The sequence below is a fragment of the Actinomycetes bacterium genome, from assembly GCA_036000965.1.
In the GTDB taxonomy this organism is placed as follows: domain Bacteria; phylum Actinomycetota; class CALGFH01; order CALGFH01; family CALGFH01; genus DASYUT01.
The window spans coordinates 1-21,516 of sequence record DASYUT010000320.1 but is presented as its reverse complement, the minus strand read 5'-3'; the positions used below and the strand labels follow the sequence as shown (position 1 = coordinate 21,516).

21 protein-coding genes are annotated in these 21,516 nt (G+C 74.7%); 16 read left to right on the top strand and 5 right to left on the bottom strand.

Annotation, left to right across the window (positions count from 1 at the left end; all coding sequences use genetic code 11):
• Positions 1-60 precede the first annotated feature (60 nt).
• Positions 61-831, bottom strand: coding sequence for a hypothetical protein (locus VG276_29265; protein HEV8653377.1), 771 nt, complete (start codon positions 829-831; stop codon positions 61-63).
• A 63-nt stretch (positions 832-894) separates the two neighbouring features.
• Complete coding sequence (gene fabD, locus VG276_29260; protein HEV8653376.1) at positions 895-1,821, bottom strand: ACP S-malonyltransferase; 927 nt, start codon at positions 1,819-1,821, stop codon at positions 895-897.
• A 142-nt stretch (positions 1,822-1,963) separates the two neighbouring features.
• On the opposite strand from fabD, the gene VG276_29255 reads away from it, so the two are divergent.
• Together VG276_29255 and VG276_29250 are read left to right on the top strand one after the other, a co-directional pair.
• Positions 1,964-2,239 (top strand): hypothetical protein, encoded by a 276-nt coding sequence (locus tag VG276_29255; protein ID HEV8653375.1) that lies wholly within the window; start codon positions 1,964-1,966, stop codon positions 2,237-2,239.
• Entirely contained in the window at positions 2,236-3,699 is a 1,464-nt protein-coding gene (locus VG276_29250) for an NYN domain-containing protein (GenBank protein ID HEV8653374.1), read from the top strand. Before VG276_29255 ends, VG276_29250 begins: the two co-directional genes overlap by 4 nt.
• On the opposite strand, the gene VG276_29245 is transcribed toward VG276_29250, so the two are convergent.
• Positions 3,696-3,959 (bottom strand): hypothetical protein, encoded by a 264-nt coding sequence (locus VG276_29245; GenBank protein HEV8653373.1) that lies wholly within the window; start codon positions 3,957-3,959, stop codon positions 3,696-3,698. The genes VG276_29250 and VG276_29245 overlap by 4 nt on opposite strands.
• A gap of 375 nt (positions 3,960-4,334) precedes the next feature.
• Between VG276_29245 and VG276_29240 the strand changes: the two genes are divergently transcribed.
• The 6 genes from VG276_29240 (at position 4,335) to VG276_29215 (ending at position 11,252) form a co-directional block, all read left to right on the top strand.
• A complete protein-coding gene (locus VG276_29240) occupies positions 4,335-5,300 on the top strand; it encodes an NlpC/P60 family protein (GenBank protein HEV8653372.1) in 966 nt (321 codons plus the stop codon).
• 735 nt (positions 5,301-6,035) lie between these two features.
• Positions 6,036-7,322, top strand: coding sequence for a hypothetical protein (locus VG276_29235; GenBank protein HEV8653371.1), 1,287 nt, complete (start codon positions 6,036-6,038; stop codon positions 7,320-7,322).
• A gap of 5 nt (positions 7,323-7,327) precedes the next feature.
• Entirely contained in the window at positions 7,328-8,539 is a 1,212-nt protein-coding gene (locus tag VG276_29230) for a M48 family metalloprotease (GenBank protein ID HEV8653370.1), read from the top strand.
• Between the two features lie 12 nt (positions 8,540-8,551).
• Positions 8,552-9,682, top strand: a complete 1,131-nt coding sequence (locus tag VG276_29225) for a glycosyltransferase family 4 protein (GenBank protein ID HEV8653369.1) — start codon at positions 8,552-8,554, stop codon at positions 9,680-9,682.
• On the top strand, positions 9,679-10,680 hold the full coding sequence (locus tag VG276_29220) for a GHMP kinase (protein ID HEV8653368.1): 1,002 nt from the start codon (positions 9,679-9,681) through the stop codon (positions 10,678-10,680). Before VG276_29225 ends, VG276_29220 begins: the two co-directional genes overlap by 4 nt.
• A complete protein-coding gene (locus VG276_29215; protein HEV8653367.1) occupies positions 10,677-11,252 on the top strand; it encodes an SIS domain-containing protein in 576 nt (191 codons plus the stop codon). Before VG276_29220 ends, VG276_29215 begins: the two co-directional genes overlap by 4 nt.
• 449 nt (positions 11,253-11,701) lie before the next feature.
• On the opposite strand, the gene VG276_29210 is transcribed toward VG276_29215, so the two are convergent.
• Complete coding sequence (locus tag VG276_29210; protein HEV8653366.1) at positions 11,702-12,412, bottom strand: Crp/Fnr family transcriptional regulator; 711 nt, start codon at positions 12,410-12,412, stop codon at positions 11,702-11,704.
• A 346-nt stretch (positions 12,413-12,758) separates the two neighbouring features.
• Between VG276_29210 and VG276_29205 the strand changes: the two genes are divergently transcribed.
• The 6 genes from VG276_29205 to VG276_29180 all read left to right on the top strand — a co-directional run bounded on the left by VG276_29205 (position 12,759) and on the right by VG276_29180 (position 17,874).
• Positions 12,759-13,475 carry a hypothetical protein gene (locus VG276_29205; protein HEV8653365.1) on the top strand — a complete coding sequence of 239 codons (717 nt, stop codon included), beginning with the start codon at positions 12,759-12,761 and terminating at the stop codon, positions 13,473-13,475.
• Positions 13,476-13,629: 154 nt separating this feature from the next.
• Positions 13,630-14,457, top strand: a complete 828-nt coding sequence (locus VG276_29200; protein HEV8653364.1) for a metallophosphoesterase — start codon at positions 13,630-13,632, stop codon at positions 14,455-14,457.
• 162 nt (positions 14,458-14,619) lie between these two features.
• The gene (locus tag VG276_29195; protein ID HEV8653363.1) at positions 14,620-15,057 is read left to right on the top strand and encodes an SRPBCC family protein; all 438 of its coding nucleotides are present in this window, start codon (positions 14,620-14,622) and stop codon (positions 15,055-15,057) included.
• 247 nt (positions 15,058-15,304) lie between these two features.
• Complete coding sequence (locus VG276_29190) at positions 15,305-16,510, top strand: ArsA family ATPase (protein HEV8653362.1); 1,206 nt, start codon at positions 15,305-15,307, stop codon at positions 16,508-16,510.
• Positions 16,511-16,620: 110 nt separating this feature from the next.
• Entirely contained in the window at positions 16,621-16,839 is a 219-nt protein-coding gene (locus VG276_29185) for a hypothetical protein (GenBank protein HEV8653361.1), read from the top strand.
• Between the two features lie 279 nt (positions 16,840-17,118).
• Positions 17,119-17,874 carry an LLM class flavin-dependent oxidoreductase gene (locus tag VG276_29180; protein ID HEV8653360.1) on the top strand — a complete coding sequence of 252 codons (756 nt, stop codon included), beginning with the start codon at positions 17,119-17,121 and terminating at the stop codon, positions 17,872-17,874.
• 230 nt (positions 17,875-18,104) lie between these two features.
• On the opposite strand, the gene VG276_29175 is transcribed toward VG276_29180, so the two are convergent.
• Positions 18,105-18,512: a hypothetical protein gene (locus tag VG276_29175; GenBank protein HEV8653359.1), complete on the bottom strand. Its 408-nt coding sequence runs from the start codon at positions 18,510-18,512 to the stop codon at positions 18,105-18,107.
• 144 nt (positions 18,513-18,656) lie between these two features.
• Between VG276_29175 and VG276_29170 the strand changes: the two genes are divergently transcribed.
• Complete coding sequence (locus VG276_29170) at positions 18,657-20,969, top strand: ATP-binding protein (GenBank protein HEV8653358.1); 2,313 nt, start codon at positions 18,657-18,659, stop codon at positions 20,967-20,969.
• Positions 20,970-21,191: 222 nt separating this feature from the next.
• Positions 21,192-21,516 (top strand): hypothetical protein (locus tag VG276_29165; protein HEV8653357.1); only part of this gene is annotated, 325 nt, incomplete at its 3' end.

Here is a 21,516-nt window from a genome sequence, read left to right as displayed (position 1 = left end):
CACCCCCGGATTCCGGGTGCGCCGCCTACGCGCTCCACCCCGGGAGTCTGGGTGCGCCGCCTACGCGCTCCAGAGCCGCAGCGAGGCACAGGCCGCCGCCAGCATCCAGACCAGCCCGGCCGCTGCCGAGCCGAAGCGCTGGTCGGTGACGTCGGCTCGGACCGCCAGGCCGGTGAGCGCGAGCAGCCCACCAAGCGACAGCTCGGCCAGGGCCCGACTCGGCCCGGCGAGCGCGAGCACCAGGGCCGTGAGCAGCACGCCCACGTACAGCACCGGCGGCACGGCCCGGATCAGGACGTAGCCGGGGCCGGGGGCGCGCAGGCCGGCCAGCCGCATCGCCCGCCGGGCAGCCAGCGCCTCGCGGACCCAGCCGTTCGCCGACGCCTCCACGACAAGGCGGTGCCAGAACACGCCAGGGCCCGCCGCCTGCTCGACCCGGGCGAGCAGGCGGTCGACCCCGGCCCGGTCACCCAGGCGGAGCCGGGCCGTGGCCAGGATGGGCACCGCCCCCTCGCTATGGACGGTGACCGCGACGACCCGGCCGGCCAGTTGCTCCGCGAACACGGGGTCGCCGGCGGACAGGGCGACCGCCGCGCACCGGGTGAGGTGCTCCGGGCCGACGGCCGGGTGGCGGGCGGCCCGGTGCGCGCTGGCCAGCGCGAGCTCGGGAGCCAGGGCGCCGGGCAGGAGGTAGGCGGCGGCCAGCAGGCTGAGCGCCTCGGCGCCCTGCTCGGGATCGTCCGCGGCGCGGGTGAAGCAGGCCATGGCCTCGCCGACGCGGCCGAAGGCGACGTGGTTGCGTCCCGCCTCGACAAGGTCGCCTGCACTCACGGAAGCCTCCACTGCGCGACACTGCCGGGGGATGGTGGGTTCAGGTGACCCGGTAGGCGTTGGTCAGGTGCGACCGCCCGAAGCCAGGGCCCGTACCTCTTCGGGGGTGGAGGCGATCATCACGACCGCCCGCGGGTCGATGCGGCGGATCAGCCCCTCGAGCACCTTGCCCGGCCCGAGCTCCACGTACCTGGTGGTCCCCATCGCCCTGAGCCGCTCGACGCAGCCGGTCCAGTCGACCGGAGAGGTGAGCTGCCTGGCCAGCAGCCGGCCGGCCCGACGACCGCTGCGCACGACCTTGGCCTTGGCGTTGGACACCAGGGGGACCTCGAGCCGGGGGAGCTGGATGCGGTCGACCGCCTCGCGGAAGGGGCGGCGGGCCGCCTTCATCAGCGGCGTGTGGAAGCCGCCGCCGATCGGCAGCGGGAGCACCCGCTTGGCCCCGGCCAGCAGCGCCAGGCGCCCGGCCTCCTCGACCGCGCCGGGCTCGCCGGAGATGACGACCTGGCCGGGGGCGTTGGAGTTGGCCAGGAAGACCTTGCCGACCTGGTGGCGCACGCTGCGGCAGAGGCGGCGCACGGCCTGGTCGGGCAGGCCGAGCACGACCCGCATGGCCCCGGTCCCGCCCGCCTCGTGGGCCAGCTCGGCCCTGCGCACGACCAGGTCGAGGCCCTGGTCGAAGGTGAGCCCGCCGGCGGCGAGCAGCGCGGCGTACTCGCCGAGCGAGTGTCCGGCCACGAGGTCGGGCCGCAACCCCTCCTTCCTGGCGAGCAGGTAGCAGGCGGCCGAGTGGGTGTAGATGGCCGGCTGGGCCCGGCGCGTGTCGGCCAGGGCGGCGTCGCCAGCGTCGATGGCCGCGAGCACGTCCCAGCCGAGCCGCTCCGAGGCGCGCTCGAACGGCCAGCCCGCGGGGTCCTCGGCCCAGGGCTTGCCGCTGCCCTTGGCCACCCGTCCCTGGCCCGGGAAGGTGAATGCAGTCTTGTCAGCCACGGCACAGATCGTACCCGCTCGGCCGCGGCCAGAAAAACAATGGCGCGAACCTCTCGAACAGTACCGACGGCTGAACCGCGCCCACAGCTCGCCCGGCCCGGTTACCCTGGTTACGACAGCCCGACCGGCCTGGGGAGGTAGCGTGCCCGAGCATCCCGACCAACGGTTCGCCCTTCCCTGCGAGGGGGAGCGGCTGCGCTGCGCCGCCTGCGGCAACCTCACCCGTTTCGACGTGGTGTCGAGCAGGCGGACGGCCGCGTTCTGGCACTACACGGTGGCGGGCGAGCTGACCGTGGAGGAGGAGCGCGACCTCTCGGCCGTGGCCGAGACGGTGCGCTGCCGCTGGTGCGGCTCGGCGACCCAGGTCGAGGTGGTCCCGGCCTTCGGTCGCAACGGCCTAGAGCCGGCTGGCCCATGAGCACGGCCGGCGCATCCGAGAACGGCCCAGCGGAGGAGTCCCCGAGCCTGGCCGGCGGCAGCGCCCCGGCCGCCGTGCCCGGGAGCAACGGGAACCCGCGGGTGGACGCCCTGGAGGAACCGGCGGCCGCGGACCTAGCGGCGGCCGCGGCCCTGCCCGACGTGCCTGAGCCGCTGCTTGCCGGCTACCTGGACGCCGCCCTGGCCGCGCTGCGGGCGGCCTCACCCACCGACCTGCCCGGGGCGTTGCGGCAGTACCAGGCCTGGACGCCGCGGCGGCTCAGGCACCCGCGGGTGCTCGCGCTGGTGAGGCGGAGCCTCGAGGTCGACCCCGGGTTCCGGACGGCGGTGGACCGGCGCGTCCTCGACGAGGAGGAGACCCTCGCCCGCCTGGTGCGGTCGGGCCGGCACGCCGACGCGCTCGCCAGCGGGGAGCCGCCGGAGGCGGTGGCCAGGGTCGGCATCGCCCTGGGGCGTGATGGTGCGGCCGCCGTGCAGGCCGCCGCCGAGGCGGCAGTCACCGACCAGGCCAGGGCCGAGGCGGCCCGAGCCGAGGCGGCCCTGGCCGAGGCCGAGAGCGAGCTGGACGCGGCGCGGACCCGGGCCGAGGCGGAGGCGGCCGCGGCCCGGGCCGCCCGCGACGACGCCAGGACCGCCCGTGAGGAGCTCCGCCGCGCCGAGCGGCAGGTGCAGTCGCTCGCCGAACGGACCCAGACGCTCGAGCAGGAGCTGTTCCGGGCCCAGGCCGCCGTGCAGGCTGTCAGGGCCGAGGCCGCGTCCGAGCAGCGCCGCCTGAACGGCCGGCTCGCCGAGGTGCAGGCGCGGCTGGCCGAGAGCCAGCGGCAGTACCGTGCCCTGCGACGGTCCTCGACCCGGGTCGACCCGGTGGTGGCCGAGGCGGTTGGCGTGCTCGAGCGCGACCTGGCCGCGCTGCGCCGGGCGACCGGGCTTGCCGAGGAGGGCTCGCCTGGTGCCGGCCGGCCCGTCCAGCGTCCGGCCCGCCGCGAGCCACTGCCGGTGCCAGCAGGGCGCGACGCCGACCACCCCGAGACGCTGCTCGCCTGGATGGCCACGCCGGACGTGCTCGTGCTGGTCGACGGCTACAACGTGACCAAGCACGAGCGAGGGTTCCCCGACCGGAGCCTCGAGGATCAGCGCACCCTGCTGCTGGACCTGTGCCGCCGCCTGGCCAGGCGCTGGGGCGCCCAGATCACGGTGGTGTTCGACGGCGCCGATGTTGGCCCGATGCACAACACCAAGGTCGGCATGGGCGCGGTCAGGGTGGTGTTCACCGAGGCGGAGCGGATCGCCGACGACGAGATCGTGGCCATGGTCAACGCCGAGCAGCCCGATCGGCCGGTGGTGGTGGTGTCGTCCGACAACGAGTTGCGGGAGCGGGCCGCCGCGCTCGGCGCGAGCGTGACACGCTCACCGGCGCTGCTCGGCCTCGGCGCCCGCTAGGACGCGCGCTGGATGTCGCCGGAGCGCCGGACGGCCAGCAGCTCGGGCTGCAGCCCGGCGCCGATCAGGGTGTTCAGGGCATGCTCAAGCTCCGGCTCCAGGGCGCCGAGGGTCCGGCTGCCGCCCTCCGTGCCGGCCCGCAGCTGGACGACCAGGGCGTCGCGCTCGGCCAGGATGAAGTCGACCAGGCAGTCCTGGCACGCGGCGCCGCCAGGGCAGCCGTCGCAGCTGATGCGGAGCAGCTCGTCGTTGTGTGCCATCGTCGCGTCCTTCCTGCCTCCGTCGGATGTGCCCTGCGCCGGACCAGACCATAGCCAGGGGGTGTGACAGCATCCCTCGAGGCCCGCGACCAGCAGACGCCCAGGCGTAGACTCTCGAACATGCGTTCGAGAGTCTACGCCTGGGGTGGCCCGATGGGAAGTGGCGACGGCCGTACGGGCGGCTCTCGATGACGCCCGCCGACAGGAGCGTCGGTTCCGGCGGACTTGCATGGTCGCTTGTCGGCTCGTTAGCGTTCTGCCGCCGCGCGGTCTACGGCAGGCAAATGGAAGCGACCGCGATGCCTCGTCGGCGCGGCGCTCGAGAGCGAGGAGTTCTCACCCATCCGGCCCCCACGGAAGGGAGATCACGTCGACGTGTCCGCCCCCCAGCGGCCTGGGGCGCTGCGAGCAGCCGTCCGGCGGCTCGTCCCCCTCGCCCTCGCCGCGGGCGTCGTTGCCCTCGCGGTCCCCGCCACCGCCAACCCCACCCCGACCCGCGCCGACGTTGAGCGGCTCGGCAACCAGGTCTCCCAGCTGGACGAGCAGCTGAACGAGGCCCGCATCGAGCTCGCACGGCTCACCGCCGCGCTCGCCCAGGCCGAGCGCGATGCAGCCTTCCAGCAGCAGGCGATGACCGCGACCAGCCAGCGCATCGCCGCACGGGCGGCCGCCGAGTACAAGGGCGGCGGCCTCAGTTCGGTGTCGGCCCTGCTGTCGGACGGCGACTCGGCCACCGTAGTGGACCGGGTCGAGACGCTCGACCTGCTCGCCCAGTCCGACGGTGACCTGCTCGCCACCGCTGGCGTGCAGCGCCGGGCGCTGGTCAGCGCCATGGCCCAGGTGCGCAGGGCCAGGGCCGCGGCCGCCGCCGAGGTCGCCGGCATCAATGCCCGCAAGCTCGCCCTCGTGCGCAAGCTGCAGGGCCTCGAGCGCGTCCGGGCACAGGTCGGCGAGCCGGCGCCGGTCGCGCTCCCAGGCAACCTGCCGCCAGCTCGGGGGTCGGCCGCGGTCGCCGTCCGGGTGGCCCTCGCCCAGGTCGGCGAGCCCTACCACTGGGGGTCGGCCGGCCCGAGCTCGTTCGACTGCTCGGGGCTGACCATGTACGCCTGGGGCAAGGCCGGGGTGAGCCTGCCGCACTCCTCGCGCCAGCAGTACGCCGCGCTGCCGCACGTGGCCCGCGCCGCGCTGCAACCCGGCGACCTCGTGTTCTTCGGCAGCCCCATCCACCACGTCGGCATCTACGTCGGTGCCGGCCGCATGGTCGACGCCCCCTCCTCGGGCCGGACCGTGCGGGTGTCGGGCATCGACCGCCGCGACTACGTGGGGGCGGGACGCCCCTGACGAAGCCCGCCCGCCTCGAGCAGACCGGCCCGCTCGTCCGGCGCATCCCAGCTCCGAGGTCGAGCAGCGACGGGATCGCCCCCGCCCGACCCTTCCCCCGGTCCCAGGCTGGCCGCAGCCCTCGCTTCCCCCGGGCGGGGGCTGCGGCCACCCATCCACAGGCGGTCACCAAGTGGGGCCCGCCGGTTACGATTGATCTGTCATGAAGCCTGATCTGTCATGAAGCCATCCGACGGCGCCCCGAGCGCTTCCGTCCCGGAGCCCTCGTCCCAGCCTCCGGCGGCCCCCGCCACGCCCGAGCGGGCCCCCACGGCCGGGAAGGACGCCGCAGCCGGCCCGCACCCGCCCGGCCCGCCACCGGCCGGCCCGGATCCGCCCGGCTCGCATCCGCCCGGCCCGGATCCGCCCGGCTCGCATCCGCCCGGCTCGCATCCGCCCGGCCCGCCACCGTGGGTCGTGCCCCTCGCACCGCGGCCCGGGGAGGCGCCACGGCCCGCTCGCACGGCCGCGCCGCCGCTCACGCGGCCACCCGGCGCCCCGCCGCCTGCGGCGTGGGGCCTGCCTCCGCCTCCGTCCCACCCCGGGCCGCCGCCCCCGCCCCGCCCCGGGCCGCCGCCCGCGCCCGGGTGGGGCCCGCCCCCGCCCGGCTCGGTACCGGCTGCGGGATGGGGAGCGCCGCCCGCGCCCGGGTGGGGGACGCCGCCGGCACCGGCCCGGCCGCGCCGGGCCTGGTGGGTGCTCGCGGCCCTGGCCGCCATGGTCGTCCTGCTGCTGGTCGCGGTCTCCCTGGTGGCCCGGCCCGCGCGGGAGCCGGTGGCCCAGCGGCCACTCCCCGGCCAGGCCAACGCGCCCGCCCGCGCCCACCCCGGCGCGGAGGTCTCCCGGCTCCTCCAGACCCGGGCCCGGGCCATCCTCGGCCGTGACAAGGCCGCGTTCCTCAGCGTCGTCGACCGGCGCCGGACCAGCTACTACGCAGCCCAGAGCCGCCTGTTCGACCGCATGGCGACCGCGCCCTTCGCGGGCTTCACCTTCCGGATCGTCAAGCCGTCCGACGACCTGGCCACGGCGTCGGTCAGGCGCCGCTACGCCCCCGCGCGCGTCTACCTTCCCGAGGTCCAGGCCCGCTACAAGTTCGTCGGGCAGGACGCCAGCCCGGTGCTCGCGCACGTCTACTACACCTTCGTGGAGACCCCCGACGGCTGGCGGATCGGCGGGCAGGGCGACGCCAGGCCCTTCGGCGCCGACGACACCGAGATCTGGGACGGCGGGCCCCTGCGGACGGTCAGGAGCCAGCGCACCCTGGTGGTCTACCACCCAGGGGACCAGACGCTGGCGACGCGGCTGCTGGCCGCGGCCGACGACGCCTATGCGCAGATCGCCCGGAGCTGGTCGCAGCCGTGGGAGCGCAAGGTGGTGGTCCTGGTCCCCCGCGACCAGGACGAGGCCGAGCGGATGGTCGGCGCGAACGACCTCTCGCGGGTCGCGGCAGTGTCCTCCTCCTCGATCGAGTCGGCCCGCGCCGGCGCCGAGCGTGTCCAGGGCAACCGGATCATCGTCAACACCTCCAACGTCAGGCTCTACGACCGGCTCAACCTGCAGGTGGTCGCCACCCACGAGATGACCCACGTGGCCACCCGCAGGCTCGGTGGCGGCGTGCCCTTGTACCTCGTGGAGGGCTTCGCCGACTACGTCGCCTTGCGGGGGGTCAGCGCGCCGCTCTCGGTCACACGGCCGGCGCTCACCAAGCAGGTCCGCGCCGGCGGCTTCGACGGCCTCCTCCCCGCCGACGACCTCTTCCGCGGCAGCAACGACGTGGCCGTCGCCTACGACGAGGGCTCCTCGTTCTGCCTCTGGGTGGCCAGGACCTACGGCAACGCCAAGCTGCAGGCGCTCTACCAGTCGTTCGCCGGCGACGACAGGCCCACCCCGTTCGAGCAGGACGCCAGCTTCCGCCGGGTTCTCGGGATCGGCCTCGAGGTGGCCGAGGCGCGCTGGGCAGCCTGGGTCCGGCGCCAGCTGTGACCCGTGTGCCCCGCCCTCCGGCGGGCGACCCGCTCGAGGCGTTCACCGCGGAGGAGATCCGCGCCTGCGTCGGCTACGCCAAGCCGCGGCAGCGGTGGGCCCTGGCCACGCTCGCCGTGCAGCTGCTGGTCCTGGCGGTCCTCGCCCTGACAGGCACCGGACGCTCGGCGGTGAGCCGGTTCGCCGGACTCGCGGGCGACTGGGTGCCCGGTCGGGCCGCCCTGGCCGCGGCCGCGGTGGTCGTCGCCCAGGCAATCGCCACGCTGCCGTTCTCGGTCCGGGCCTGGCGCCAGGACGTGCGCGCCGGCTTGTCGGCCCAGCGCCTGCCCGCGTGGGCGGCCGACTGGCTCAAGGCTCGGGCCGTCGGCCTGGTGCTCGCCGCGCTGCCGGTGGCCGCGCTCGTCCTGGCCGCCCGCGGGCGGCCGCCCGGGTACCCGTGGACGGCCGCGCTGGTCGCCGCCGCGCTGGTCGTCGCCCTCAGCCTGCTCGGGCCGGTCGTGCTCGAGCCCCTGTTCAACCGCTTCTCGCCCCTGCCAGCGGGCCCGCTCCGGGAGCGCGTGCTCGCCATGGCGGCCGGCATGGGGGTGCCGGTCTCCGACGTGCTGGTGGCCGACGCGAGCCGGCGCACGACCAAGGTGAACGCGTACGTGTCCGGGCTCGGCCGCACCCGGCGGGTGGTCGTCTACGACACCCTGGTCGAGCGGGCCGGCGAGGACGAGGTCACCCTGGTGCTGGCCCATGAGCTGGCCCACGTGCGCCATCGCGACGTGTTCTGGGGCACGGCGGCCGCTGCCGCCGCCGCCGCGGTCGGGGTGCTCGGGGCCGATCTGCTCCTCGGCCTGCCCGCCGTGGGGGACGCCTTCGGCGTCGCCGGCCTCGGCGACCCGCTGGCCGCCCCCGCCGTGCTGCTCATGGCGACGCTCGCGGGCCTCGCGGCCGCTCCGGTCGCGGGCCTGGTGAGCCGGTGGTCAGAGGCGAGGGCCGACTGGACCGCCCTCGAGGTGTCGGGCGACGCGGCCACCGCGGTCGCCGTGGAGCGCCGCCTCGCCCTCGAGAACCGGGCCGACCTCCGCCCGAACCGCCTGCTGGTCGCCTGGTTCTCGAGCCACCCGCCGACCATGGCGAGGATCGCCCAGGCGAGGCTCTGGGCGGCCGGCCACGCTGCGCCGTCCGGTCCCGGCGGCTCGGGCCCGGGGCCCCGGCCCCACTTCTCCTAGAATGCGGCGCCGATGCGCACGCTCATGATCACCAACGACTTCCCGCCCCGGGCCGGTGGGATCCAGCAGTACTGCCGCAACCTGGTCGCCGGGCTCCCGCCCGACCAGGTGAGCGTCTACGCCCCGGCCTGGCCGGGCGCTGCCGAGTTCGACGCGGCCCAGCCCTTCCGGGTCGTCCGTCACCAGACCCGCCGGATGCTGCCCGGCCGCGCCGTCGGGGACCGCGCCGTCCGCCTGGTCCGCGAGCTGCGGCCCGACGTCGTGGTGTTCGGGGCGGCGTTCCCGCTCGGCCTGCTCGCCGGGCGCATCACCAGGGAGACCGGAGTGCCCTGCATGGGATTCACCCACGGCGTGGAGGTGGCGGTCGGCCGGGTGCCGCTGCTGCGCCGCCTGATGACCCGGGTGGCCGGCGACCTGCGGCTGGTCACCGCCGTGAGCCGGTGGTCGGCGCGGCGGGTCGAGCGGGCCGTCCGCGGCCGCTGCCCGGTCGAGCTGCTCGTCTCCGGGGTGGCCGTCGACGAGTACCATCCGGGCGTCGACGGCGGCGCCGTGCGCGCCCGCCACGGGCTCGGGGACGCGCCGGTGTGCGTCTGCATCTCACGGCTCGTGCCCCGCAAGGGCCAGGACCGCCTCATCCAGGCCTGGGCCTCGGTGGTGGCCAGGGTGCCGGACGCGCGCCTGCTCGTGGTCGGTGGCGGCCCCTACGCGGGCCGGCTGCGCAAGCTGGCAGCGGCCAGCCCGGTGGCCGGCCAGATCGTCTTCACCGGCGAGGTGCCCTGGGCCGAGCTGCCCGCCCACTACGCCGCGGGCGACGTCTACGCGATGCCGTGCCGTACCCGCTGGCTCGGCCTGGACCTCGAGGCCCTCGGCGTCGTCTTCCTCGAGGCGGCCGCGACCGGCCTGCCGGTCGTGGCCGGCCGGTCCGGCGGAGCCCCCGAGACCGTCGAGCACGGGGTGACCGGCCTGGTCGTGGACGGCCGCCGACCCGAGCCGGTCGGCCGTGCCGTCGCCGAGCTGCTGGCCGACCCCGAACGGGCGCGCGCGATGGGGGAGGCCGGGCGGCGCCGGGCCGAGGCCGAGTTCTCCTGGGAGGCGGTCGTGGCCCAGCTCGAGAAGCTGCTCGCCCGGGCCGCGGCGGCATGACCGGGGTCCGGGCCAGCGCGCCCCTGCGCCTCAGCTTCGCCGGGGGCGGGACCGACGTCCCCCCCTACCCGTCCACCCACGGCGGGGCGGTGCTGTCGGCCACCATCAGGCGCTACGCAACCGCGCAGGTGCGGGTCCGCCCGGACCGCGAGTACCACGTCGAGTCCCTCGACCTGATGGCCCGGGCCGCCTTCACCGCACGCGAGGACCTCGCCTTCAACGGCCACCTCGACCTGGTCAAGGCGGTCCTCCGCGGCCTCGCCCCGGGTGTCGGGCTGGACCTCGTGCTGGCCACCGACGCCCCTCCGGGCTCCGGGCTCGGCTCGTCCTCGGCGCTGGTGGTGGCGATGCTCGCCGCGGTCGGGGCGGCCTCCGGGCAGTCGTGGTCGCCGGCCGAGCTGGCCTGGCGTGCCTACGAGGTCGAGCGCATCGACCTCAAGATCGAGGGCGGCATGCAAGACCAGTACGCGACCGCCCACGGCGGGCTGAACTTCATCGAGTTCCACGGCGACGACCAGGTCGACGTGCGGCCCCTTGCCGTCCGCTCCGGGACGGTGGAGGAGCTGGAGCGGTCCCTGCTGCTGGCCTGGTCCGGGCAGGGTCGCACCGACGCCGGCATCCTGCGCCGCCAGGTCGACGGCGTGCTCGGGGGGTCGGCCGAGAGCCTCGCCAGCCTCGGCGCGATGAAGGCGCTGGCAGAAGCCATGCGGGACGCGCTCCTTGACGGGGACCTGGCCGCCTTCGCCGAGGGGCTGCACGAGGGGTGGGAGCAGAAGCGCCGCCTGGCCACCGGCATCGCGACCCCGCGCCTGGACGAGTTGTACGGGGTCGGCCGGTCCGCTGGCGCGGCCGGTGGCAAGGTGGTGGGCGCCGGCGGCGGCGGGTTCCTGGCATTCTGCTGCCAGCCCGACCGGAGGGACCGGGTGGCGGCGGCGCTCGAGGTGGCCGGGGCGCCCTGCTCGCCGGTTGCCTTCGACCCGAGAGGAGTGCGCTGGTGACCGACATCGCGGGCTACCTGTCGGCCTCGGCCGCCGCCGCGGCCGCCCTGGTGGTGCGGCCGGGTGCCGGCGCCGTCGAGCGGGCGGCCCGCATGGTCGCCGACGCCCTGACCGACGGTGGGCAGGTGCTGTTCTGCGGCAACGGCGGCAGCGCGGGCGACGCCCAGCACCTCGCAGCCGAGCTGGTGGGCCGCCTGGCCCGGGAGCGTCCCGCCTACCGGGCGGTGGCGCTCACCACCGACACCTCCGTCCTGACCGCCGTCGGCAACGACTACGGCTACGCGGAGGTGTTCGCGCGCCAGGTCCAGGGCCTGGGCCGGCGCGGCGACGTCCTGGTCGTGATCACCACCAGCGGCCGCTCCGAGAACGTGCTCCGGGCGGCGGCGGCCGCCCGGGAGGCGGGGCTCGTCGTGATCGCCTTCCTGGGACCGGCCCGCTCGCCCCTCGACGACATGGCCGCCGTCGCGCTGCACGTCGACGGCGACCGCCCGAGCCTGGTCCAGCAGGGCCACATCACCATCGGTCATGCCCTCTGCGCCTGGGTGGAGTCCCGTCTGGCCGGCCCGCGGTGACGCCGGCCGCGGCGCTCGCCGCCGGCGTGGCCCCGCTGCTCGTCGCCACCGGAGACGGCGCCCCCCGGACGCCGCCGCCGGGCAGGCCACTCCTGTCGAGCCTGGCCGCCGCGGCCGGGGCGGTGCTCGGGCTCGGAGGCGGACAGGCAAGAAACCAGGCCCGCCTCGGCCGTGACGAGGCGGGCCTGGTGGGATGCTGGCTGGGTGCGGCGGATCAACCCCCGCGAGGGCCAGCACCACCAGCGGTCGTCCGAGCGGCCCCCCCGTTCGCCGACCTTGCCGCTGCAACCTTCTCCTTGGGCTCGGCGCATCCGGTCGTCCGAGCCCAAGGGGAGGCGCCCGCAAGCTAATTCGCCACCCTCGGAAGGGTCAGTGACGCGCGTCACAGCTTTTCTGTGATCTACGTCACAGCCTCGATGTGACCTGGGTCCTTGCGGGAATTCGGTGGTTCAGAACAGCCGCCGGAGCGCGTCCGGGTCGAGCAGCCGGATCGCCTCGGCGTCGTACTCCACGAACCCGCGCCGGCGGAAGCCCGCCAGGGCCCGGCTGACGTTCTCCCGGCTGGCGCCGACCATCCCGGCCAGGTCGCGGTGAGTCAGGCGCACCGGGATGGTGACCTGGACCTGGCCCTGACCCTCACGGCGGCCGTGACGGTCGGCCAGGGTCAGCAGCGCCTTGGCCAGCCGGCCACGCACGTCGAGCGAGAGCAGGTCGTCGATCATCGCCTCGCGGTCGGCGAGCAGGGACACGACCAGGCGGAGCAGGGCCGCCTGGGCGGCCGGGGTGGCGTCCAGGAAGGCCCAGAACGCATCCCGCTCGACGGCCCAGACCGTCGAGGCCGAGGTCGCCCGCGCGCCCGCGGTCCGCCTGCCCCTGCTGAGCAGCGCCAGCTCGCCGAACAACTGGCCGGACCCGATGATCCGGTGGACCTGCTCGCTGCCGCCCCGGGCCGGCGACACGATCGCGACCTCGCCGGCGGTCACGATGTAGACGTGGGCGGCGGGCTCGCCCTGGTGGAACAGGAAGCTGCCCTGCGGGTAGACGATCGGCGCCGCCCGCTCCACGAGCTCGACCAGGGTCTGCTCGCTGCCGTGCTCGAACACGCCCATGCGCCGCAGCATGTCGAACAGGAACCGCTGATCGGTCGGCTCCGGGGTCACGGGCGCCCCTCTCCTTCGCGCGCCTTGTGGGTGGCGCCACCTCTCGTTCGTGCGGCGCGGTCCGACAGGGCCTCTGTCGCGGTGAGTCTACTGGGGCGGCAAGTCGCCTTGAACGCCTTTGACCGGAACAGCACCAACGAGACAAAATTGCGACGACTTCTTCTGTGGTTCCGCCGGCAACCGCCCTGGCAGCCTGCTCGCTGGGACTCGGCTCCATCTCCTGGGCGGCGGTGCCGATGGTGTCAGGTAGCCCCGGTCGCCGTCCGGCTGGGGCTCCGTGGCGAGCGTGGGGGCGTGGAGTGGGTGACGGCGCGCGCCGGCCCGATGGGCCGGCCAGAGGTGGATCGTGAGGTGCCCGCGCTGCGGGGCGACCAACCCCGCGGCGGCGGACTGGTGTGGCCAGTGCCTGATGCGCTTCGGCGCCCCCATCCCGGCCGTGCCGCCACCAGCCGGCGTGGCGTCGCCGGCTCGGCCGGCGGCCGGCCGCTCAGGGGGGGACGGGGACGCCCCGGCCCCGTCCAGGCCGCCCGACCTGGCCCAGACCGTCGCGGTGCGCTTCCTCGCGTCGCAGGCAGGTCCCATCCGCAAGGCGGGTGGCCGGCTCGAGTGGACCTGCCAGGCCTGCGGCACGGTGAACCCGATCGACGAGATGGCCTGCCGGGTCTGCGGCAGCTCGATGATCGAGCTGTTCCGCCCTCCGGAGGCGGCGCGTCCGGCCAGGGATCCGGCCGCCGCCGCCTGGCTCTCGGCCGTCCCCGGCCTCGGCACCTGGTATGCCGGCCAGCCCGCCCAGGGGGTGGCCCGCTTCGTGCTCTGGCTGTGGTGGCTGTCGACCACGGTGGCCTTCTGGTCCCGGCCCGAGCTCGCCTTCGTGCTCGTCAAGGTCTCGTTCCTGCTGGCAACGGCCGCGGTGTGGGCGCTGTCGGCGGTCGACGCCCACCGCCTGGCCGCCCGCCGCCGCCCCCTTCTCGGGCCCCGGACCTTGGCCGTGGCCGCAGCCGGGCTCTGCCTCGCCCTGGTGGTCGGGCTGGTGGCCACGCTGGGACTGGCCCGGGGGTCTTGACCTCGCCAGGACGTGAGCGGCAGGCAACGACCCAGGGCGCGATCCACTCCGGCTGAACTGAAGGCCGGGACCCTCTCACCGATTCCGGGACCCTCTCACCGATTCTCGGTAGCATGGGCGGGCACGCCGCGCGTGCAGCAGCGAAGAGCCGGCTGTGAGCGGGGAGGACCCGGCCCACGCGCCGCGCCGCCAGGAGCGAGCCATCCGCATCAAGGTCGTGTCCGACATCCACGGTGCCGCCGACGACCTCCGCAGGGAGGCGGCCGACGCCGACGCCCTGCTCGTCTGCGGGGACCTGGTCAACCTGCTCGACTACCGGACCATGGAGGGCGTGGTGGTCGACGTGTACGGCCTCGAGGCCACCCGGCGCTTCGTCGAGCTGCGCACGGCCAGCCGCTTCGAGGAGGCGGGCCGGGTGCTCCGCCACGCCGCCGCCGGGCGCGAGGACCAGGTCCGCGGCCGTATCCGTGCCGCCTGCCGGGCCCAGCTCGAGGCGGTGTTCGGCGCGTTCCCCGACCGTACCTACCTGACCCACGGCAACGTCGACACTCCGGAGCAGTTCGCCGACCTCCTGCGGCCGGGCGTCAGGCACCTGGACGGGGAGGCGGTCGAGCTGGACGGGCTCCGGGTCGGCTTCGTAGGCGGCGGGCTGCCGCGGGGAGCCCGGCCCCAGCTGGCCGAGGTGACCGAGGCCCAGTTCGCCGCCAAGGTCGCCCGCCTGCCCCGGGTCGACGTGCTCTGCAGCCACATGCCGCCCGCCGTCGACGACCTCCGGTTCGACGTCCTGGCCGGCCGGTTCGAGCCCGGCAGCCAGGCCCTGCTCGACTACGTCGAGGAGCAGCAGCCCGACTACATGTACTTCGGGCACGTGCACCAGCCGCGGACGAGCAGCATGCGCATCGGCCGCACCCGGCTCCTCAACGTCGGCCACTTCCGGGCCACCGGCCGGATGCTCGTGCATGGGGCGGACGCCTGGCCGTGACGACCCGCGGCGGGGTGGCTGGCCTTAGGGCCTGCGGGCCAGGAACCTGGTCGTTCCAGCGCCGGCACACCGAGGCAAGCGGGACTCGACCTGGCCAGGTTACTGGGCGGCGAGCCCTTAGGATTGCCCGGCAGTCCAGCCAAGACGTGAGAGGAAGCGGCGATGGCCGAGCGTGCTGACGGGTCCACGGACATCTACGGGACTCCCGGGGAGATCATGGGGGTCATCTCGGACTTCGACGCCTACCCGGAGTGGGTCGGGCAGCTCGAGGAGGTCCGGGTGCTCGAACAGGACCAGGAGGGCCGCGGCACGGTCGTGTCGTTCCAGGTGAGCACGCCGATGTTCCCGGCCTCGTACACGCTCCGCTACACCTACGCCCCGGAGGACGGGGGCATGTCGTGGACCTACGTGGAGGGGACCCTCGACGACCTGTCCGGGTCGTACACCCTCGACCCGGTCGACGACCAGCTCACCCGCGTGACCTACCGGCTCGAGGTCGGGCTCGATGCGCCGATCCCCGGCCTGCTCAAGCGCCAGGCGGCCAAGCAGATCGTCAGGTCGGCCCTGTCCGACCTGAAACGGCGGGTGGAGTCCGGCTGACCCGGCGGCTCCCGACCCTCGGGTCAGGGAGCCGCCCGCGGCCCGCGAGCTCGTTCAGGTTGGCCTCCGGGGCGCGGGCATGCCGCCGTGCTCAGGGCTCGCCGCTCGGCAACATTGGCATTCCAGAAGGAGTCCCCAGGCGAGAGGACCGAGCTTGCACAAGTTGTCGGGCGGAAGGCCCTTAGCAGGCCTGGCGGACCGGCGGTAGGCTGCCGGCGCTGGCATGACACCGACCCCGGGAGCGCGCGTGCGGATCCTGCTGTTCACCGGCAAGGGCGGCGTCGGCAAGACGACCGTGGCGGCTGCGACCGCGGCCAGGGCGGCCGAGCGCGGCCACCGGACGCTGGTGATGTCCACCGACCCGGCCCACTCGCTGGCCGACTCCTTCGACGCCGAGCTTGCTGCCGAGCCGCGCCAGCTCGCGCGGAACCTTTGGGCGGAGCAGATCGACAGCCAGGCCCGCCTCGAGGCGAACTGGCGCGAGATCCAGGACTACGTCGTCAACCTGCTCAACTGGGGTGGGGTGGACGCGGTCGAGGCCGAGGAGCTGTCGGTCATCCCTGGCCTGGACGAGCTGTTCAGCCTCATCGACATCAACCGCTACCAGCAGCAGGGCGACTACGACGTGCTGGTGGTGGACTGCGCCCCCACCGCCGAGACGCTCCGCCTGCTCTCGCTCCCCGAGGCCCTCGGCTGGTACATCGACCGGCTGTTCCCGTCCTCCCGCAGGATCGCCACGGTCGCCCGGCCGCTGCTCGGCCGGCTCGGCAACCTGCCCCCGATCGCCTCGGACGCGGTCTTCGGGGCGGTCGAGCGCCTCTACCGGAACCTCGAGCGGGTCCGGGTGCTGCTCGCCGAGCCCGAGTCGTCCACCGTCCGCCTGGTCGTCAACCCCGAGAAGATGGTGGTCGCCGAGGCCCGCCGCACCTTCACCTACCTCTCGCTGTTCGGCTACCGGGTCGACGCGGTGGTGGTCAACCGCCTGCTCCCTGACGACGTCACCGACCCGTACTTCGGCAAGTGGAAGGAGATCCAGGCCGACCACTTCCGGACCATCACCGAGTCGTTCTCGCCGCTGCCCATCCTGACCTGCCGGCTGTTCGACGACGAGATGGTCGGCCTCGAGCGCCTGGCCGAGGTGGCCGGGGCGGTGTACGGCGAGCGCGACCCGGCCGCGGTGCTCGCCGAGTCGCAGCCCCTGCGGGTCACCAAGGAGCGCGGTGGGGGGTACGCGCTCCGGCTCGACCTCCCGTTCGCCGAGCGTGGCCATCTCGACGTGCTCCGCAAGGGCGACGAGCTGCTCGTCAAGGTCGGCCAGTACAAGCGCAACGTGCTGCTGCCCCAGGCCCTCCGGCCCCTCGACGTGGTCGCCGCCAACCTGCGCGGCGGGACGCTGGTGGTCCGGTTCGGCGGCCCCGGCCACACGCCGGCGGCCGGCGTGCGGGGAGCATGACACCGGTGCCCGCCATGGCCCGTGAGGAGGACCGGCGCCCGCCGTGCCCGCCACGACCCTGAGGAGGACCGGCGCCCGCCGTGTTCGGCACGACCCGTGAGGAGGAATGGATGACACACGACGAGGCCGCCCGCGGCGCCAGCGCGCTCGAGTGCCAGGTCTGCCCGGTCTGCATGGGATTGGCGGCGCTCCGCCAGGCTCGTCCGGAGGTGATGGAGCACCTGATGAAGGCGGGCGCCGAGCTGCTCCTGGCCGCCCGGGCCCTGCTCGACGTCCAGCAACCAGCCGCCGTGCGGCCCGCTGGCGTGCAGCGCATCAACGTCGGCTAGCGATGGGCGCCGCCACGCTGGCCCCGCGGTCGGGAGGCTGACCTGGCCTCCCGCCTCCTGCCCGCGCTGGCCGTCACGCTGCCCCAGTTCCGCGACGGGCCCGGGCCGGCCCTGGAGGCGCTGGCCGAGAGCTGGCGGCTCGGCTTCGCCGGCGGGTTCCTGTTCGACCACCTGTGGCCGCTCGGGCAGCGGGACCGCCCGGCCCTGGAGTGCTGGACCCTGCTTGCCGGCCTGGCCGCCCGCGTCTGCGATCTCGCCGAGGGCGGGGCTGGCCTGCCGGTGGCCCCTCTGGGGGGCGAGCCCGACCACGGCCTGGTCATTCCGGACGGTTTCCGGGGCGGTGCCGGCAACGGCAGCCGCGACGGCCGGTTCCGGCTGGGCACGCTCGTCACCCGGGCCGGTCTGCGCCCGCCGGCGCTGCTCGCCCGCATGGCGGCGACCGCCACCCAGGTGGCCGGTTCGCCCCTGGTCGTGGGCATCGGCTCCGGCGACCGCCTCAACCGGGACGAGAACGAGGCCTTCGGCCTGCCCTACCGCGACGCCACCGGCCGGGCGGCCGACCTCGAGCGCGCCGCCCTGGCCCTGCGCGGGCCGCTGGCCGGCAAGCCAGGGCCGGAGGTGTGGATCGGTGGGGCCGGGCCGCGGTCGCGGGCGGTCGCCGGCAGGATGGCTGACGCCTGGAACGGCTGGGGCCTGACCCCCGACGAGATGGCCGCCGGCCTGGCCGACGTGCGCCGGCACGCCGAACGCGCCGGCCGCGACCCCAGGTCGGTGACGGCGACCTGGGGCGGACAGGTGCTCGTCGGCGAGGACGCCGCCGCCGCCCGCGCCATGCTCGCGAGCTGGGGGGTCGGGCGCTCCGCGGCGGAGCTGGCCCGGACCGTGGCCGGGGACCCCGGGACGGTGGCCTCACGCCTGGCCGAGCTGGGTGAGGCCGGCGCCACGTGGTGCGTCGTGTCCCTGGTCGGGGGGCCCGGGCCGGAGCTGCGGCGCCGCCTGGCCCGTTGCCTCGGATCCGACACGGGATCGTTATGATTCGCCGTTGCGCACTGCCGGTGGGCTAGTGCGTAGGCCAGGCGCTCAGATTCCTGCTGGTCAGAGCCTCACCTGGGCAGGTCGCGACCTGGGCAAACCGGGCGACCGCGAAGTTGCCAGCGCTGGCTCCGGTACTTCGCACTAGCGTCCACGAGCTACGCATAGCCCAAATTGTCTGGGCCATTTTCTCATGTGGCTGGATTGCAAAAGACGACGACATGCGAGGAAAATCAACAGACGTACTCGCCCACCGCCGCTGCGCTGTCGGCACCCCCGCCGTCGGCGCAAGGGGGAGGAACCATGAAGACCCACAACGCACCTTCTACGTCGTTTTGCATCGCCGATATCGGTATTGCGGCCCGTGCGAGCGGGATCTGGGTGAACGCGCGCGTCGCCGCCGTCCCCCGGTCCAGGCCGGTGGCGTCGACGACCTGGTCGCGGCCGGCCGCGTCCACCACCTGGTCGAAGCCGGTGGCGTCGACGACCTGGTCGAAGCCGGCCGCGTCCACGACCTGGTCCCGGCCGGTGGCCTCGACGACCTGGTCGCGGCCGGCCGGGTCGACGACCTGGTCCAGGGGTTCCGCGTCGACCACCTGGTCGTGGCAGAATGACCCCACCACCGTCCCCCGACCTCCCATCCCGGCCACCTGGTCCCGCGTCCCACGGTCGCCGAGGTGGTCGTGCCCCAGGGCTTGACCCAGCCGGTCGAGCTCCGGGCGGCACGGCCGTCTCGCCGTGCCGCCCGGAGGGCTCGACGACATGCGCAGGCGCAGTAGCAGGCGATGACCTCGATCACCGAGGGATCGATGCGGCACCGGGGCGTGCGCAACTCCTTGCCGCACGGTGCCTGGCTGTTCGTCATCGCCGTCGCTGCGGCTGCCGTGATCGCCACCGCGGCCGTCCTGCCGGCGGCTGTCCGTACGGTGTCGGCCGATCCTGCCGAGTTGCTGCGCCCCGCGCTGTATGCCGCCGGCCTGGTAATCGCCGAGCGATTCGTGGTCCGGGTGCCGCTGCGAAACCACCGTTTCTCAATCGGCGTGGCCGAGATGGTCATCGTCCTCGGCGTGGTTTTCATCAATCCACCCTTGCTTGTACTAGCAACCGGAATCGGAATCGCGGCCAGTCAATGGCTCTTCGAACCGCAGCTGGTCAAACGCCTGTTCAATGTGCCGCAGTACGTGCTGTCGGTCGGCGCGGCCGCGCTCGTCTCCGACGTCCTCAAACAGCTCCTGCAGGGCTCCACGATCTTCGGGATCGAGGTGGGCACCCCGAGCGCGTTCAACCCGGCCCTGACGGTGCTCTGGGTGCTCGGGATGGCGGCGTTCTTCCTGGTCAACCACACCCTGGTGAGTGTGGTCATCAGCCTCTCGGTCGGCCAGGGCTTCGCGCAGAGCTGGCTGCGGGCCGCGCCCGTGGCCGCTGCCGACTGGGCCGCGAGCACCGCCTACGGCCTGGTCATCGCCGCCCTGCTCGTGCACGACCAGGCGCTCCTGCCGCTGCTGGTGGTCCCGATCGGGCTGACCTTCCTCGGCAACCGGGCCTGGGCCCGCAGCCTCGCGCAGGGCCAGCGCATGCACTCGCTGTACTCGGCCGGGCGGGCCCTGTCCAACCGGCTGGGGGACGTCGGCGCCTGGCAGACCTTCGTGCGGCAGGTCGCCGAGGTGCTCAACTGCGAGGGGGCAGCGGTCTTCCTGGGCCGCCCCGCCGACGGCGCCCTCGACGTGATCTCCACCGACAGCGGCTCGGACCGGATCACGGTCACCCCCTCGCCGGTGGCCTGGGAGCAGGCGGCCAAGGGCTTCGCCATACGCTGCGGGTGGCCGCGGGTCACCATGGTGCAGATGGAGGCCGAGGGGCGCACGGTCGGGTTCGCGGTCGCCTTCGGGCCCCGGGTCGACGCCGACTTCACCCCCGAGGACCGGGAGACGCTGCTCGCCCTGGCCAACCAGGGCGCCGCCGCCCTGCTCAACGAGGACCTGTACCGGGAGGCGGAGAGCGAGCGGGCGGCCCTGCGCGACATCGTCGGTCACTCCACCGACGGCATCTACACCACCGGGCCCGACCGCACGGTGCGCTCCTGGAACCCGGCCATGGCCGCGCTCACTGGCTACGCCGAGGAGGAGGCGATCGGCCAGAAGTGCTTCAACCTGCTGCGCGCCCGCGACGGCAAGGGCGTGGACATGTGCGCCACCGACTGCCCGATCCTGGCCGCGGCCGAGTCCGGGCACGAGGAGGTGCGCGACGCGTCGGTGCTCAACAAGGACGGGCTCGCGCGCTGGATCAACTACGCCCACGCCCCCATCGTCGGCAACGACGGCGACATGGACGCCGACGTGGTCGTGGTCCGCGACGTCACCCGCGAGCGCCAGACCGACGAGCTCAAGAGCGACTTCGTGGCCAGCGTCTCGCACGAGCTGCGCACCCCGCTCACGCCGATCAAGGGCTTCCTGCTCACGCTCATGCGCGAGGACCGCGACTTCGCCCGGGACCGCCGGCGCGAGTACTACAAGCTCATGCTGACCCAGGCCCAGCGGCTGGAGCGCCTGATCGAGGACCTGCTCGAGGTCACCCGCCTCGAGACCGGCGCCGGCCTGGTCGACTCGACCCCGATCGACGCCGTGGACCTGGTCCGCCAGGTGGCCGAGCGGTTCACCGCCGAGGACCCCGACCGGGCCATCCACATCGTCGCGCCGGACCACGCCGTGTACGCGCGCGGCGACTGGATGCGGGTCGACCAGGTCGTCGGCAACCTGCTGTCGAACGCGCTGCGCTACTCGCCGCCGCACGAGCCGGTCGAGGTGCGCCTGGTCCCCCAGGGCCGCGAGGTCGTGTTCGAGGTCCGCGACTGGGGCCCTGGCATCCCGATCGACGAGCAGACGCGCATCTTCGAGCGGTTCCACCGGGTCGGGCACTACATGACCCGGGAGCCGGGCGGCGCCGGCCTCGGCCTGTACCTGGCCAAACGCCTGGTCGAGGCGATGGGCGGGCGGATCTGGGTGTCCAGCCGGCTCGGCCACGGCTCGGTGTTCTCGTTCGCCCTGCCCTCCGAGCCGACCCTGGGCGCGGTCGGCGGCCGCGACCGCGACATCAGCTAGCGGGCTTGGTCTCCCCAGCAGCCTGCCGGCCGGCCGGGGATCGCGAGAGCCCGCGCCGAGCGGGAACGGGCCGAGGGGAACGGGCCGAGCGGGACCGGCCGAGCGGGACCGGCCGAGCGGGACCGGCCGAGCGGGACCGGCCGATCCCGGCTACAGTCCAACCCGCACTGCCGAAGCGGGCCCGCCGCGCGGGCCGGCCCCGACCCCGGAGGACGCCCGACCATGACCGCCGACGCGCCGACCGACGACTACCGGGCCTTCCTCGAGCGCCAGGACGTGCCCACGCTGCGGGACTGGGCGCTCGAGGTCGCCCGCGAGCACCGGGATATCGGCTTCCTGTGGGACCTGGCCAAGCACCTGCCTTCCATCGAGGACGCCAACCGCGACTGGGCCGCGTTCGACCCCTTCGACGCCATGCGCGAGCTGACCCACCTGATCACCCACTTCCGCGAGGAGGCGGCCGACCCCGAGGTAGCCGAGCTGCTCCGCTTCCGCTACGTCGAGTACCTGCTCGAGCACGCCGACGCCCGCCGCTTCGACGCCCGCC

What these genes read in the sequence shown, in the direction of transcription:
- VG276_29195 (HEV8653363.1), top strand. Translation starts at nt 14,620, where the DNA reads ATGGCCGAGCGTGCTGACGGGTCCACGGACATCTACGGGACTCCCGGG.
- VG276_29225 (HEV8653369.1), top strand. Translation starts at nt 8,552, where the DNA reads ATGCGCACGCTCATGATCACCAACGACTTCCCGCCCCGGGCCGGTGGG.
- VG276_29250 (HEV8653374.1), top strand. Translation starts at nt 2,236, where the DNA reads ATGAGCACGGCCGGCGCATCCGAGAACGGCCCAGCGGAGGAGTCCCCG.
- VG276_29220 (HEV8653368.1), top strand. Translation starts at nt 9,679, where the DNA reads ATGACCGGGGTCCGGGCCAGCGCGCCCCTGCGCCTCAGCTTCGCCGGG.
- VG276_29245 (HEV8653373.1), bottom strand. Translation starts at nt 3,959, where the DNA reads ATGGCACACAACGACGAGCTGCTCCGCATCAGCTGCGACGGCTGCCCT.
- VG276_29175 (HEV8653359.1), bottom strand. Translation starts at nt 18,512, where the DNA reads ATGGGAGGTCGGGGGACGGTGGTGGGGTCATTCTGCCACGACCAGGTG.
- VG276_29185 (HEV8653361.1), top strand. Translation starts at nt 16,621, where the DNA reads ATGACACACGACGAGGCCGCCCGCGGCGCCAGCGCGCTCGAGTGCCAG.
- VG276_29170 (HEV8653358.1), top strand. Translation starts at nt 18,657, where the DNA reads ATGACCTCGATCACCGAGGGATCGATGCGGCACCGGGGCGTGCGCAAC.